Raw genomic sequence first — 15234 nt, 5'->3', positions numbered from 1 at the left:
GGGCCTTTTTGTTGCCAAACGTGCTGCCAGAAAGTATGCGCCCCCCATGTCGATGACGCTTTTCCTGATCCTGTGCCTGAACGGGCTTCAATACGGGATGCTGCTCTTTTTGATTGCGGCGGGGCTGACGCTTGTGTTTGGCGTTATGGGCTTCATCAATCTTGCACATGGCGTGCAATATATGGTCGGGGCTTATCTGGTCTTCGCTTTCGCGGACCTCACCGGCAGTTTCGGTCTGGCGGTGATCTTGTCGCTGGTCACGGCGCTGATCATCGGGCTTTTGCTGGAATATCTGGTGTTCCGGCATCTCTACGCGCGCAGCCATCTGGATCAGGTTCTGGCCACGTTCGGCATCATCATCTTCCTCAACGAGCTGGCCAAGGTCCTTTTCGGCCCCGCCACGCTCTCCATCGCGCCGCCTGAGTTTCTGTCCGGCTCTATTCAATTGACCGAGACACTGCGCTACCCGGTCTACCGGCTTGTCACCATCGTGGCTGGGCTCGCCGTGGCGCTGGGGCTTTTCGTTATCGTGAGCTACACCCGCATCGGCATGTTGATCCGGGCGGGCGCCACCACGCCCGATATGGTCTCGGCGCTGGGCGTGGATATCAAGCGGCTCTTCATGATCGTCTTTGGCGTGGGCGCGATGCTGGCGGGGTTTGCGGGCGTGATCGCCGCGCCGATCTTTGCGATTGAGCCGGGGATGGGCGACAATATCCTCATCGTGGCCTTTGTGGTGATCATCATTGGCGGCATCGGCTCCATCGGCGGCGCGTTCGTCGCGGCGCTTCTTGTGGGCCTCATTGACACGCTGGGGCGCAGCCTTGCCACGATGGTCTTGTCGTTCGTGTTCGATCCGTCCTTTGCCAATCAGGTCGGCCCGGCGCTGGCCTCCATGCTGATCTACATCCTCATGGCGGCGATCCTCGTGGTGCGGCCCAAAGGGTTGTTGCCCGCCAAAGGTGTGGCGTGATGGAGCGCGCGAGCCTTGTCGCGGGCGTGATCTTTGGCCTTTTGCTGGCGGCACCTTTTGTGCTGCCGCTTATTGGCGAGGGCTATCTTCTGGGCCTGATCATCAAGGCGATGCTCTTGGCGATTGCCGCGATTTCGTTGGATCTTTTGATTGGGCATGGCGGGATGGTCAGCCTTGGCCATGCGGCGTTTGTTGGGGTAGGGGCCTATTCCGCCGCAATCGGGCTGGAAAACGGGATCGAGAATATCCTTGTCTTGCTGGCAATCACCTTGGGCATCACCGGGCTGGTGGCGCTGGTGACGGGTGTGCTCGCGCTGCGCACGAGCGGGGTCTATTTCCTGATGATCACGTTGGCGTTTGGGCAGATGATCTATTTCACCCTCACCTCTCTTGCGTCCTATGGCGGGGATGACGGGCTGACGCTCTGGTCGCTCGCCACGCTGTTCGGCAGCGATGTGGTGCAGAATGGCGGCGGGCTTTACTTCGTGGTGCTGGGCGTGATGTTTGCGACGTGGTGGGGTGTCTGGGCGATGAGCCGCGCGCGCTTTGGCCGTGTGTTGCGTGCGGCCCGCGACAACCCCGAGCGGGCCGAGGTGATGGGCTTCCCGGTCGCGCGCTACCGCCTCATTGCCTATGTGATCGCGGCGATGATCGCGGGGGTATCAGGGCTTCTCCTGGTGCAACATGCCGAGTTCGTCAGCCCCTCGCTCGCCGCGTGGCAACGCTCGGGTGATCTCATCGTGGTGGTGGTTCTCGGCGGGCTTGCCTCGCGCAACGGGGCCATATTAGGCGCGTTCTTCATCGTGGTGGTGGAGGAGGTTCTGGGCTCCTTCCTCCATGAATGGCGGCTCATCTACGGCCCGCTTCTGGTGCTCATGGTGCTCTATGCCCGCGGCGGGCTGAGCGACCTTCTGGAACCGCGCCGGGGCCGCGCCACATGAACACGCTTGAGATCCGCAACCTGAGCAAGAGCTTCGGCGCGCTGGCCGTGAGCCGCGATATATCGCTGAGCGTGGGGGCGCAGGAATGTCATGCGCTGATCGGGCCAAATGGCGCAGGCAAGACAACGCTGATCCACCAGATTTCGGGCGTGTTGCGCGCCGATGCGGGCGAGATACTGCTGGAGGGGCGCGATATCTCCGCGCTCAGCGTGTCTGAGCGCGTGCAGGCGGGTCTTGGCCGCACGTTTCAGATCACCTCCGTCCTGCCCAGCTTTACGGTGCTCGAAAACGCCGCCATCGCGGCACAGGCCAAATCCGGCTCCAGCCTGCGGTTTTTCCGTGACGCCGCGCGCGAGACGGCGCTCAACGACACCGCGCTGGCCGCGCTGACGCAGGTGGGCCTCGCGGATCGCGCCCATATTCCCGCCGCTGACCTCTCGCATGGGGAGTTGCGGCTGTTGGAGCTTGCCATAGCGCTGGCCGCACGCCCCAAATTTTTGCTGCTGGATGAGCCGATGGCGGGGCTTGGCCGCACCGAAGGCGCCGCTCTCGTGACGCTCCTGAGGGGCTTGCGTGGCAGTCTTCCCATGCTGCTGGTCGAGCATGACATGGATGTGATCTTTCAGTTGGCTGATACCGTCTCTGTGCTGGTCGATGGCGCTATTATTGCGCGCGGCACGCCCGACGCCGTGCGCGCGGACAGCAATGCGCGCGCGGCCTATCTGGGCGAGGGGGCCGCATGAGCGCGCTTGTCACCATCAAGGATTTGCGCGCAGGCTATGGCAACACAACCGTGCTTTTCGGGGTCGGGATGGATGTGACCAAGGGGCAGGTCACCACCCTCATGGGCCGCAACGGGATGGGCAAGACGACGACCATCCGCTGCCTCATGGGCTTGCTTGCGCCCTCCGCCGGACGCATTGAGATCGACGGCACCGACATAACAGCCGCCCCGCCCTATAAAGTGGCCCAAGCGGGCGTCGGCCTTGTCCCCGAAGGCCGGCGCATTTTTCCGTCCCTCACGGTCAGCGAGAACTTGCGCGCCACTGCACGTCCGGAGGCGGATGGCTGGACCGAGGCGCGCATCTATGATGCCTTCCCGCGCTTGGCCGAGCGCAAGGGCACCTACGGCTTTCAGCTTTCGGGCGGGGAGCAGCAGATGCTGGCCATTGGCCGTGCGCTGATGACAAACCCACGCCTTTTGATCCTTGATGAGGCGACCGAAGGCCTTGCCCCGCTGATCCGCGAAGAGATTTGGGGCATGCTTGCGCGTCTCAAGGAGGATGGCCTGTCGATCCTCTTGATCGACAAGAACCTAGACGAGCTTGCGCGCATTTCGGATCGGTATTTCGTGATCGAAAAGGGTGAGATCGTCTGGAAGGGCTGTGCTGCGGAGTTCAGCGCCCAGCAGGCCCATGTTGAGCAGTTTTTGCACCTCTGAGAGGCCAACTGCGCATGATCCAACACGCCATAGCATCGCGTGAAGCGCTCGATCTGGCGTAGCCCTTCGGATTTTCTCAGGCTTTAAAGCTTTTTCACGCCCGTTCCCGTGTAGGTGCGCGCGGCCAAAAGCGCCCGCAACTGGCTCGACAGGGATGTACAGACATGCGCTGATCAGACCGGCAGCCGTGCAGTTCCACCGCCGAGGCTAAAAATCGCGCCCTCCTCGTGGGCCAGATGCGCAGACATTGGCACGGCGCGCCCAAGAGCGCTTGATTATTGCACAACTGGGCGGCAACCTGTCAAAATCGCGGTTCAGGTATGGGATATCGGATCAGGGTCCCTGATGCGACCCAACCGGACAGAGGCCCGCGAGGAGGCATGTCGACATGGATACTCATGAGAGTGGGCGGCAGGCGATCCTGTCTTGGCTGGACAATGAGCGCGAGGAGATCATCGCGCTGTTACAGGCGCTCTTGTGCGCACCGTCGCCCAATCCGCCGGGCAACACGCTCGACGTCGCAGAGGTGGTCAAAAACTATCTGAATGCGGCGGAGATAGAGCACCGGGTGATCAATCCCCATCCTGAAATGCCCAATATTGTCGCGGCTTTCGATGGTGGATCGCCCGGCCGGCATCTGGTGCTGAATGGCCATATGGACGTCTTTCCGGTGGCCGAAGGCCACGCTGGATGGACGCATGATCCATGGGCGGGCGATATCAATGAGGGGCGCATCTTTGGTCGTGGGGCCTGCGACATGAAGCCGGGCACGACGGCCTCCATTGTCACCTATTGTCTACTCTATCGGCTGCGTGAGCAGATCAAAGGGCGGCTGACGCTGACATGCGTGTCGGATGAGGAAACCTTCGGCCCTTGGGGCGCGCGATACCTGATGGAGCACCACCCCGAACTGCATGGTGATTGCCTTTTGAACGGGGAGCCGGGAGGCCCCGAATCCATCCGCTTTGGTGAGCGTGGCCCGCTATGGGTGGAATTTACCGTCAAGGCCAAGGGCGCACATGGGGCCTATGTGCATATCACCGAAAGTGCGACCAAGATCGCCATGGCCGTCGCGCGCGACCTCGAAGAGCTGACGGAATTGGAAGGCACGGTATCAGACAACGTTGCCAGCGCCATTGAGGCCGGGCGGGGCATGATGGACCGTATGATGGGCAAGGGTGCGGGCGATCTGGTGTCGCGCGTGACGCTGAACATTGGGCTGATGAATGGCGGCGCGAAGGCAAACATGATCCCCTCGGACTGCCGCTTTACCGCTGATCTGCGGCTGCCTCTGGGGATGGACAAGACGGACCTGCTGCCGCTGATCGAAGAAATTGCGCAGCGCCATCCGGGTGTCGAGTGGGAGGTGATTGGTGGGGACGCGCCCTCGTGGTGCGATCCGCACCATGAGATGGTCGGGATATTGCAAGACAATGTGGAGGCGTTTGGCCGCCCCCGTCCGTCGCCGATTGTCAGCCTTGGTGGCACCGACGCGCGCCTGTGGCGGCATGCTGGGGTTCCCGCCTATGTCTATGGCCCGTATCCGCACGGCATGGGGTCGCATGACGAACATGTCGAGATCGAGGAGTTCCTGCATGTTGTGCGCACCCATGCCCTGTCGGCTTGGGACTATCTCTCACGGCCCGGCGCATAAGCAGCACGTCTTCAAGATAACGTCAGCTTGGACGGGACGGACCTGCACCGACCTCTGCGCGTGTCAGCGCAGGCCCGTGCGGGCGATTTCGATCGTCAGATCGACAATGATCCGCCCTCGGGGTCAAATGCGACTGCCAACTCAAACAAGCCTGATCTTTCCCGGCGTCCATCGCCCACGCCTACGAAATATTGCCCTGTGGCGCGGAGCTGACCGTCTGACTTGGCGATAAAGTCATTGTCGCCGACACCCACGCCGAGATTGCGGGGGGCTGCACCTCCGCAATCCAGCGTTCTTGCAGCAGATATCCGTGACTTACGTAGCAGCCTTCCATTTCACCGGGGTCACGTAAACGATGCTGTCGCCGACGCTGACCATGACCTCGCCGTCCTGAATGTTGATCTGAAGCTTCATGGTGCGGCTTGCCAGTTTTTCCAGTTTAGCGGTGTCGGTTTCGGAAAAGTTTATCACCTGAAGATTATCAAAACGGGTGGTGCTGTTTTTAATCTTGTCCCACCACATATAGGCCGTCCTGCCGCCGTAAGGGTAGACAATCACCCTGTCGGCTTTGCCGCAGGATTGGCGGATTACCTTCTCGCTGGGAAGGCCGAGGGCCACCCACACATCAAGCTCGCCGCTCAGGCTTTTTTGCCAGATATCCGGTTCGTCATCTGTCGAAATCCCCTTGGTCATTTCCAGATGCTCATGGGCGTTAAGCGCAAAAGCCACAATGCGCACCATCAGCCGCTCATCCGTCTCTGAGGGATGCTTGGCAACCGTCAGTTTATGGGTTTCGTAATAGTGACGATCCATGTCGGAGACTGAAAGTTCAACTTTATATATGGTAGCTTTTTGCGCCATGATTTGCCCCAACACCTCAAAGATTGAACACCTACTGCGTCGGATGACCGTGTGAAAGTAGATAAAGAGGGCGCGAATAACTGGGGCAAGCAGGTTTGGTCAACTTGTCTGACTTTAATGGTGTGGGATGGCGGGTCTGGATCAAGCCAACACACGCATGCGCGCTGGTGAGCCGGCGTCGTAAAAGCCGGGCATCGTGCCGCTTGCACTGCGCGCATGACAATCGCGTTATGTCGGTGATACGCCCATTTGTTTCGGGCGGGCAAATGCTATTTTAGATAGGATAATTCACAGGAGCCACCAATGCGCATTGCCCTTTTATCTTCGGTGTTCGTCGCCGCAACAACCGCTGCTTGGGCGGGGCCAATTAGTTTTTCTGAGGGCTGGCGCGAACAGCGTTTGTCTCTGTTTAGCTCAAATGATTACGTGTTCGGCTCCAATCTCAGCATGGTGTCCGAAGGGTCGGTCTCAATCGCGTGGACCCGCGTGGGAGAGGAAGATTGGACCCGCACCGGCGCCTCATGGAGTTGGACAGTTGAGCAATCGGTCCCGATGACCAGCCTTGCGCAAAAGGGCGGAGATGACCGGAATGTTTCGCTTTATTTCGTGTTCGTGCCAGAACGCATTGCGCCGGATCTTAAAGGGGCCAATATCCGCAGCCTTTTGGGAAATGAGGACGTGCGGGTGATCCAATACGCTTGGGGCGGAAACCATAGCAAGGGGCAGATCATACAATCCCCCTACGGTCCGCCCGGCCAGGGTGTGACCATTGCCTTGCGGCAAGCCGGGACCGGGTCCCACAATGAACGCGTTGATCTTGCAGCGGATTACGCACGCGCTTTCGGGGGCGAGAAGGGTGCGCTTGTTGGCTTGGCCGTATCAGGCGATAGCGACGACACAGACAGCGTTATTCGGGCGGCGATTGGGAATCTACGGCTGCAATAACCCGGCGCTTTGTCATTCTCGTGTCCTTCCAAAAGGGCTGGATACACCTTAACGCACGGTCCAGTTTTCTGGGGTCACTTTACGTCTCAAGCATTGGGCTGGCACTACGGCCCTTTGTCCAATGTGATTGCATCACAAGGCTGTGTCGGTATGGTTGTTGTACTGCTTAGCTTTGGGTAGTGTCTCAGTCTGAAATTTGAATCTTGTCCGGCCTGATCCTATGTTATGCTTAGCTCAAAGCGTGAGGGCCAAGTTATGACCGAAAAAGAGAAATTAGCTATTGAGATTGAATGTCACCTCGATGGCATCAAAGTCCAGTGGCAGGACATAGAGCGGCAAACTGATCCTGCACTAGTAGCCTCTAAGCGCGATGGAGTCTTCGCTACGATTGATTTTTTAAAAGAATTGATCCGCCAATATGATGAGATGCAAGACGATGCATAAAGGACCAAAGGGCGAGAAGCGGCCCGCCGACGCCATCGGCCTTGCCGTAATGATCGGCAGGATTGCAACTGGCGAAGAAACTGACCCACTACCTAGCTTTGAGCCAACCCTTTAGACCTCCACACAAAGACAACACGCCTAAGCTTGCAGCCCAGACAAGATTCCGTATCTCTTAACTGTGTCTTGAAAAATGGCTGGGATGGTAGGATTCGAACCTACGGTACTCTGTACCAAAAACAGATGCCTTACCACTTGGCTACATCCCAACTGTGGGCCGTTAAATAGTCCGCAAGCGGCAGGGGCGCAAGCCCGGTTTTCAAAAAACTGCCCTGGGTTAAATGGCCTCACATTTGCGGCGCATGCTCACGCAATCAGTCCACGATCTCACCTGGTGCGACGCCCCATAGGTGCTGCTTTTCAACCCACCCACGGTGCGTGGCGGCGCGCAGGCGGCACCATGTCTCGTCGCATTCCTCGATGCGGGCGATCACGCCCAGTTCAAGCTGCGCCACGGGCTGGGCATCGGGCTGTGGCTGAGCGCGCATCTCAAGCATGTCGGTCTCGACGATCACGGTGCGCACACCGGACAGCAGCGTATAGTGCATCCATCCGCCCGCGCCGTCACGGTCCTGAATGCGGCGCCAATGGCCATGTTCTGCGGTGATGAGAAGGGGCGTGTCGCGCCGTTTGAATATCCAGTCGATCCGGTGGGTACGCGAGGGCCCGCGCCGCACATTGGCCTCAGAGGCCTTCATGGAGACATATCGCGGGATCGGCAAATTGGTGACCGAGCCGCGCTCTTCTGCGGCGAGGCTTGCAGGGAGCACCAGCATAAGGGCCAGCGCCAAGAGCGATGTGGCGAGAGGTTTCATCGTTGAAAGTGCCCGTAACTTGCGCGGGGTTCTTGTGCCCCGTCCATTCCTGCGCCACTCTGCCAGCAAGAGAGGCCGTTGGAAAGCAGGAGGAGAGCCGAAGTGGCAAAGCAACGCTTGAGTGTTGTCGTAACGCGACGCTTGCCCGCGCCGGTTGAGGCGCGTTTGTCGGAGCTGTTTGATGTGCGCCTGTCGGAAGATGATGCGCAAATGGACCGCGCGGAGCTTGGCGCGGCGTTGCAAGAGGCGGATGTCGTGGTCTCCAGTCTTGGCGACAGGATTGATGCGGGGCTGATCGGGCAGGCGGGGGAGCGGCTGAAGCTGATTGCGAATTACGGCGCAGGCGTGGATCACATCGATGTCGCCACGGCGCGTCAGCGGGGGATTTTGGTCTCCAACACGCCCGGCGTCTCGGCCGAGGATACGGCGGATATGACGATGGCGCTGATCCTGTCTGTGCTGCGGCGTATCCCCGAGGGGCTGAGCCTGATGCAGGAGGGCAAATGGGATGGCTGGTCGCCCACGGCGCTTCTGGGCGGGCGGGTTTCCGGGCGGCGGCTTGGTATCCTCGGGCTTGGCCGGGTGGGGCAGGCGGTGGCGCTGCGCGCGCGCGCGTTTGGCATGGACATTCACTATCATAACCGCAAACGCCTGCGCCCCGAGACGGAAGAGGCGCTCGGCGCGCGCTATTGGGAGAGCCTTGATCAGATGGTCGCGCGGATGGATGTGATCAGCGTGAATTGCCCGCATACGCCCTCGACGTTCCATTTGATGAACGCCCGGCGGCTACGTCTTATGAAACCGGACGCGGTGATCGTGAACACCTCGCGCGGAGAAGTGATCGACCAGAACGCGCTCACACGGATGCTGCGCGCGGGCGAGATCGCGGGCGCGGGACTGGACGTTTATGAGCATGGCGCTGAGGCCAATCCGCGCCTGCGTGAGTTGCGCAATGTCGTGCTCTTGCCGCATATGGCCTCGGCCACTCAGGAGGGGCGTCTTGAGATGGGCGAGAAAGTTCTGCTCAACATCAAGACATTTGACGACGGTCACCGCCCACCGGATCTGGTGGTGCCTGCAATGCTCTAAAGCGTGTCGCGTCAATTGAATTCACCGGACCGAGCGAACGCGTTATGCTTCGCAAGCGCTGCCTCGCCCGGCCCGATGAATACTTGAATCCAGTTAGACGCGATACGCTCTAGGGGAACGGGTTCGGGGGACAGAGACGTAGATAAGGAGATGTTCATGACGCGGAGTTTTGCGGCGTGGTTGGTGTGTATCTCTCTTGGGTTTGGGGCCGCGCCGGGGCTGGCGCAAGAGGTGGCTGATGATGTCGCGCCGGAGGCGCGCACGGAAAGCGCGCCGGAAGGGCGCACGGAACCAGCGCCAGAGATCGTCACCAGTCCCTTGCCTTCAGCCGATGTCCCGCCCGGTGCCGAGCCGCCTGTGCGTGCGCGGGACTGGATGGTTGTCGCCGCCAACCCGCTCGCCTCGGAGGCGGGCGCGCGGGTTCTTGCCTCGGGTGGGACGGCCGCCGATGCGATGGTCGCGGTGCAGCTTGTCCTTGGACTGGTAGAGCCGCAAAGCTCTGGCCTTGGTGGCGGGGCCTTTTTGGTCTGGTGGGATGCGGAGACGCGCGCGCTCACCACGTTGGACGGGCGCGAAACCGCGCCGCTGGCCGCCACACCGCGCCTCTTTCTGGATGCCGAAGGCGAGCCTTTGGGGTTTTTCGATGCGGTGATCGGTGGGCGTTCGGTGGGTGTGCCGGGCACGCCTAAATTGCTGGAGGAGGCGCATCGGCGCTGGGGCCGTGCGGAGTGGAGAAGTCTGTTTACTGAGGCGCTTTGGCATGCTGAGAAGGGCTTTGTGGTCTCCCCACGCATGGCATCGTCGATCCGGCAAAACGCCGAAAGCCTCAGCCGTTATGCCGCGACAAGGGACTATTTCCTGCCCGGCGGGGCGCCGCTTGAGGCGGGACAAATTTTGGTCAACCCGGCCTATGCCGCGTCACTTGAGGCATTTGCCAAGGACGGGGCCGAGCCATTTTACACAGGCGAAATCGCCCGTCAGATCGTGCAAGCCGTGCAAACCGCCGAGGGCAATCCGGGCCTTCTGAGTGCTGCGGATATGGCGCTCTATGCGGTCAAGGCACGCCCGGCTGTCTGCGCGCCTTACCGCGATCATGAGGTCTGCGGGATGGGCCCGCCATCGTCGGGCGCGATCAGCGTGGGACAGACCTTGGGCCTTCTGGAGGGCTTTGATCTGGCCGCGATGGGGCCTGAGAGCGCCGAGGCGTGGCGGTTGATCGGGGATGCCTCACGCCTCGCCTTCGCCGATAGGGGCCGCTACATCGCCGATAGCGATTTTGTGCCTGTCCCTGTTCAGGGTCTTTTGGCGCAGGGCTATCTGGGCCAGCGCGCGCAGCTTCTGGACCGCGACACGGCGCTGCCGGAGGTGGAGCCCGGAAGCCCTGAGTTCGATCACGCGCTCAAACTTGCCGATGATGATGGGCGCGAGCTGCCGTCGACCTCGCATATCTCCATCGTCGACAGCTATGGCAACGCCCTGTCGATGACCACCACGATCGAGAACGCGTTTGGTGCGCGGCTGATGGCGGGTGGCTTCTTGCTCAATAACGAGCTTACGGATTTCTCCTTTCGCAGCCATCGTGGCGGTGTGCCGATCGCCAACCGGGTGGAGCCGGGCAAGCGGCCACGCTCGTCGATGGCCCCCACGATTGTCCTCAAGGATGGCGCGCCGCGTCTGATCATCGGCAGCCCGGGCGGCAGCCGGATCATCCCTTACGTGGCCAAGACGATCATCGCTCATCTCGACTGGGGACTTGATGTGCAGGCGGCGGTGTCCATGCCGCATCTCGTCAATCGTTTCGGCACCTATGATCTGGAGGCGGGCACGGCTGCGGAGCTTCTAGCTAGCCCGCTCAGGGAGATGGGCTTTGCCGTCGATATGCGCGATCTCAACTCGGGCCTGCACGCAATCGCGGTGCGGGATGGGCTGACGGGGGGCGCTGATCCGCGCCGTGAGGGGCTGGCGCTGGGGCAATAGTGGCCGCAAACCTGCGGTACTAGGTAGCAAACGCTCAAAAATATGAAGTTATTTCCCTGCTATATATCATGCATGGACCACAAGATTTCTGGATTACTCAAAGGCAAAGAGAAGCCGCTCCCCAAGCGGCACGTTTTGGTGCGTCACTGAATAGGCGCAGCCCTTTCCCTTTGCCACGATCCGCGCAATGCTGCGCTATGAGAAAGCGAAGGGGGCTTTGCATGTGCGGCTGATCACTTTGGCCTTGTTGTGCCTTGTCGGGCTTCTTGCGGCCTGCGCACGGCCGCTGACCGACGGTGAGACGCGGATGGCGCAGGATATTTTCGGCTCCACGCTCGACACCGATGCGGTGCGGGTCACCCAAGGGCTGGGCCTCTCCCCACCGCCGGAGATGACCACCGGCGCCGCGCCTATCTCGCTCAGCGACGGCCTGCGTCCGGGCCTTTGCGCGCGCACCGCGCCGCAGGCCTCCACGGGCCCGCCGCCGGCTTGGGCCATTTATAACCGCATGCATTTTATCGAGGGGCTCTACCGCACCGATATGTCCGAGGGCTGGCCTGAGGGTGCGCTTTTCCCGCAAGCGCTTATCTTTGCGCATGAGCTTGTCCATGTCTGGCAATGGCAAAACCGCAAGCTGACCGGATACCGCCCGGCGCGCGCGGCCTTCGAGAGCATTGTGATGATGGATCCTTACTTTTACGTGCCGGGTGAGGAGGGAACTTTTCTCGATTTTGGCTACGAGCAGCAGGCGGCCCTTTTGGAGGATTACCTGTGCCATGCGCTCTATGATCCGCAAAACCCCCGCCGGGCCGAGTTGCGCGGCATCCTTGCGCCTTATTTCCCTTTGGCGGGTCTCGATGCCGCGCTGAGGGGGGAATAAACGCAGCAGGTCGGTTTTGTGCGGCCTTTGGTCGGCTGGGCTGCACCGCGATTTGTGGCCGTGATAGAACGGGCCAAGAGTTATGCCCAGCCGGAGCGCGCATCCCATGAAAACCCAAGTCAAAGCCCTTGTCGTCGGCGGTGGTGCCGTCGGCACGTCGATTGCCTATCATCTCGCGAAGGCGGGCTGGGACGATGTGATGCTTTTGGAACGTGATGAGCTGACTTCGGGCTCCACATGGCATGCGGCGGGGCTTTTGCCTTTGTTCAACATGTCCTACGCCACCACCCATATCCACAAATACTCGGTCGATTTTTATAAGGCGCTTGAGGCGGAGACCGGGCTCAACGCGGGGTTTTCCGTGGTGGGCAACCTACGCATGGCGCAGAGCCAGGCGCGGATGGATGAGTATATGCTCTACGCCTCCACCGCCGAGACCTGCGATGTGCCTTACGCGTGGATGAGCCCTGCGCAGATCAAGGAGCGTTGGCCGCTGGTGCGCACCGAGGATCTGGTCGGCGCGATCTATCACCCCACCGATGGCTACATTAACCCCGCCGATGTGACCATGGCGATGGCCAAGGGCGCACGTCAGCATGGGGCTATTATCGAGCGCAAATGGCAGGCGGACGGGTTTGCGTGGAAGGGCGATCACTGGGATGTCACCTGCACCAAGATGGTGGAGAAGGGCGGCAACCTGATCCCTTCGGACGAGCAGATCGTGATCTCCGCCGAGCATGTCGTCACGGCGTCGGGCAACCACGCGCAGCGCACGGCCAAGATGCTCGGGATCAAGGTGCCCGCCATCCCCGTGGAGCATCAGTTTATCGTGACTGAGCCTGACCCCGCGCTTGTGGCCTACCGCCAGCAGGGCGGCGCGGAGCATCCCGTTTTGCGCGATGCGGACGCCAAATGGTATGTGCGCGAAGAGCGCGGTGGCTGGATCCTCGGCCCTTATGAGCAGGGCGCGCCCGCGCGGTTTGAATTCGGCGTACCGGACAGCTTCCGCGCCGACCTCTTCCCCCTCGATCTGGAGCGGATCGAGGAAGAATATATGTCGATGATCCACCGACTGCCGTCGTCGGAGGAGGTGGGTCTCAAGGATGATTTCAACGGGCCGATTTGTTATACGCCCGATGGCAATCCGCTGGTCGGTCCGGCCCCTGGCCTGCGCAATATGTGGGTGGCCGAGGGCTTTAGCTTCGGCATCACGGCGGCAGGCGGCACGGGGTATTACCTCGCGCAGCTGATGGTGGAGGGAGAGGCTGAGATCGACATGGCTTCGCTTGATCCCAAACGCTACAGCCAGTCGTGGATGACCACCGAGTTTGCCGCGCGCAAGAACGAGGAATGCTACGACCACGTCTATGTCTTGCATCACCCCGATGAGGAGCGGCCCGCCTGCCGTCCCCTGCGCACCGCGCCCGCTTATGACCGCCAAAAGGCGCGTGGCGCGCAATTCGGCTGGGTGAATGGCTGGGAGCGGCCCAATTATTTCGGGCCTCTGGATGCGCCGGAAAGTTTCGACCATGACGCGCGCAGCTTTCGCCGGGGCGGCTGGTGGGAGCACGCGAAGGCGGAGGCCGAGGCGGTTCGGCACGGCGTTGGCTTGATCGACGCCACGACCTTCACCAAACATGTGGTCAAGGGACCGGGCGCGACTGCGTTTCTCGATTGGTTCACCTGTAACAAGCTGCCCCGCGTGGGCCGGATCAATCTGACCTACGCGCTGACCGCGCATGGCACCACGCGCACGGAATACACCATCGTGCGGCTGGGCGAGGATCACTATTACCTCGTCTCTGCCGGTGCGTGGACTGAGTATGACGCCGATTTCCTGCGCAAGGCGGTTGAGGATAAAGCGGCTGAGTTTGGCTATATCGAAATTCAGGACGTGACCACGCAATGGGGCGTTTTCGCCATCGCAGGGCCGAAATCACGCGATGTGCTGAATGCTGTGATCAAGGATGCGGACCCCGCCACGGCGCTCAGCAACAAACGCTTCCCGTGGCTCAGCGCAAAGCCCATCGAGCTGGGCATGTGCCCTGTGAACGCGATCCGCGTGGCCTATACCGGCGAGCTTGGGTGGGAGCTGCATCACCCGATGGAGATGCAGAACTATCTCTTTGACCTACTGGAGGAGGCGGGCAAGCCGCATGGGCTAAAGCTGGTGGGGGCGCGGGCGCAAAACTGGCTCCGGCAGGAGAAATCCTACCGCGCATTCGGCAATGAGCTTGGCCGGGACGCCACGCCTCTGGAGGCCGATCTGCCGCGTTTTGTCGATCTGGGCAAGGACTTCCACGGCAAGGCGGCGCTTGAGGAAACAGGCATGCGGGTGAAATGCTGCACTTTCTTGATCGACGGGCCTGAGGGTGCCGATCCATGGGGCCGTGAAGTGCTTTATACGGCGGGCGGCGAGCGTGTTGGGCGGCTGACATCTGGCGGTTATTCGGTGGTGTTCGGCAAGAGCATCGGCATGGGCTATATCCGGCCCGAACTGGTGGTGCCGGGCAATGTGCTGAAGGTCAAGATCATGGACCAGCTTTGGGACGCGACCGTGACCGAAGACAGCCCCTATGATCCGAAAAACGAGGTGATCCGCAAGGATGGGTGAGGGTGTAGCCCGTCTTCGGGGAGTGGGCGTTTTTGTTTCTAAAACTCACAAAGCGTAGCAGCTGACTTGGACACCGAATGATCACCGCCCAACAAGGGCTTTCTTACGATTCATCCTCGCATCGCGATCGCCTGAATTTTCACCTTGGCTCCAAATGGCAGTTTGGCGGCTTGGTATATGGTGCGGGCTGGCCGAGGATCGAAAAGTTCGCCGTAAAGCTCATTGACCTCTGGAAGCTCGTTCAGGTCTGAAAAGGCCAAATCAACATAAACTATGTCGGTCCGCTCAAAGCCCGCTTCCTTTGCAATAGCAAAGACTAGATCAAAGGCGCGCTCTGCCTCTTGCCGCGCCGTCCCGGCACGATACCCATCGTCATATACCGCCAATTGCCCGGAGATATGGCATGTATCGCCGACCACAACGGCATTGGAAATAGGCGAAGGTGATCTTGGAACGCCGGGAACGTCGATGATAAAGCGTTTGGCCATTCTTGAATGTCCTTTAAGTTAAATGCGTTTGTATTCAATGTGAAACGCCGCGTGC

General features: G+C 60.6%; 14 protein-coding genes and 1 tRNA gene. 11 read left to right on the top strand and 4 right to left on the bottom strand.

The window, feature by feature from the left end; all coding sequences use genetic code 11:
- Positions 1-46: 46 nt before the first annotated feature.
- From KUD11_RS12945 to KUD11_RS12925, 5 genes are all read left to right on the top strand, one after another.
- A complete protein-coding gene (locus KUD11_RS12945) occupies positions 47-973 on the top strand; it encodes a branched-chain amino acid ABC transporter permease (RefSeq protein WP_109384299.1) in 927 nt (308 codons plus the stop codon).
- Positions 973-1914, top strand: a complete 942-nt coding sequence (locus KUD11_RS12940; protein ID WP_109384300.1) for a branched-chain amino acid ABC transporter permease — start codon at positions 973-975, stop codon at positions 1912-1914. The genes KUD11_RS12945 and KUD11_RS12940 overlap by 1 nt, the downstream gene beginning before the upstream one ends.
- Entirely contained in the window at positions 1911-2657 is a 747-nt protein-coding gene (locus KUD11_RS12935) for an ABC transporter ATP-binding protein (protein ID WP_109384301.1), read from the top strand. Before KUD11_RS12940 ends, KUD11_RS12935 begins: the two co-directional genes overlap by 4 nt.
- Entirely contained in the window at positions 2654-3355 is a 702-nt protein-coding gene (locus KUD11_RS12930) for an ABC transporter ATP-binding protein (protein ID WP_109384302.1), read from the top strand. Before KUD11_RS12935 ends, KUD11_RS12930 begins: the two co-directional genes overlap by 4 nt.
- 388 nt (positions 3356-3743) lie before the next feature.
- Positions 3744-5009, top strand: coding sequence for a M20/M25/M40 family metallo-hydrolase (locus KUD11_RS12925; RefSeq protein ID WP_109384303.1), 1266 nt, complete (start codon positions 3744-3746; stop codon positions 5007-5009).
- Between the two features lie 315 nt (positions 5010-5324).
- Here KUD11_RS12925 and KUD11_RS12920 read toward each other — a convergent pair whose 3' ends face one another.
- On the bottom strand, positions 5325-5870 hold the full coding sequence (locus KUD11_RS12920; RefSeq protein WP_109384304.1) for a YaeQ family protein: 546 nt from the start codon (positions 5868-5870) through the stop codon (positions 5325-5327).
- A gap of 303 nt (positions 5871-6173) precedes the next feature.
- On the opposite strand from KUD11_RS12920, the gene KUD11_RS12915 reads away from it, so the two are divergent.
- Positions 6174-6815, top strand: coding sequence for a DUF3047 domain-containing protein (locus KUD11_RS12915; RefSeq protein WP_109384305.1), 642 nt, complete (start codon positions 6174-6176; stop codon positions 6813-6815).
- A 255-nt stretch (positions 6816-7070) separates the two neighbouring features.
- Positions 7071-7259, top strand: a complete 189-nt coding sequence (locus KUD11_RS12910; protein ID WP_146190817.1) for a hypothetical protein — start codon at positions 7071-7073, stop codon at positions 7257-7259.
- A gap of 191 nt (positions 7260-7450) precedes the next feature.
- On the opposite strand, the gene KUD11_RS12905 is transcribed toward KUD11_RS12910, so the two are convergent.
- Positions 7451-7525, bottom strand: a tRNA-Gln gene (locus KUD11_RS12905).
- A 105-nt stretch (positions 7526-7630) separates the two neighbouring features.
- Positions 7631-8131 (bottom strand): SH3 domain-containing protein, encoded by a 501-nt coding sequence (locus KUD11_RS12900; protein ID WP_109384307.1) that lies wholly within the window; start codon positions 8129-8131, stop codon positions 7631-7633.
- 102 nt (positions 8132-8233) lie between these two features.
- Between KUD11_RS12900 and KUD11_RS12895 the strand changes: the two genes are divergently transcribed.
- The 4 genes from KUD11_RS12895 to KUD11_RS12880 all read left to right on the top strand — a co-directional run bounded on the left by KUD11_RS12895 (position 8234) and on the right by KUD11_RS12880 (position 14691).
- Entirely contained in the window at positions 8234-9220 is a 987-nt protein-coding gene (locus KUD11_RS12895) for a 2-hydroxyacid dehydrogenase (protein ID WP_109384308.1), read from the top strand.
- A gap of 156 nt (positions 9221-9376) precedes the next feature.
- Entirely contained in the window at positions 9377-11197 is a 1821-nt protein-coding gene (gene ggt, locus KUD11_RS12890; RefSeq protein ID WP_109387817.1) for a gamma-glutamyltransferase, read from the top strand.
- 187 nt (positions 11198-11384) lie between these two features.
- Positions 11385-12077, top strand: a complete 693-nt coding sequence (locus KUD11_RS12885) for a hypothetical protein (protein WP_109384309.1) — start codon at positions 11385-11387, stop codon at positions 12075-12077.
- A gap of 106 nt (positions 12078-12183) precedes the next feature.
- Positions 12184-14691 (top strand): GcvT family protein, encoded by a 2508-nt coding sequence (locus KUD11_RS12880; protein WP_109384310.1) that lies wholly within the window; start codon positions 12184-12186, stop codon positions 14689-14691.
- Positions 14692-14801: 110 nt separating this feature from the next.
- Here the strand turns inward: KUD11_RS12880 and KUD11_RS12875 are convergent, their stop codons facing one another.
- Positions 14802-15179, bottom strand: a complete 378-nt coding sequence (locus KUD11_RS12875; RefSeq protein WP_109384311.1) for a RidA family protein — start codon at positions 15177-15179, stop codon at positions 14802-14804.
- Positions 15180-15234: the final 55 nt, after the last annotated feature.

Origin of the sequence: Roseovarius carneus, from assembly GCF_020141465.1 — a bacterium.
Lineage (GTDB): Bacteria > Pseudomonadota > Alphaproteobacteria > Rhodobacterales > Rhodobacteraceae > Roseovarius > Roseovarius carneus.
This window is presented reverse-complemented; position numbering and strand designations above follow the sequence as displayed.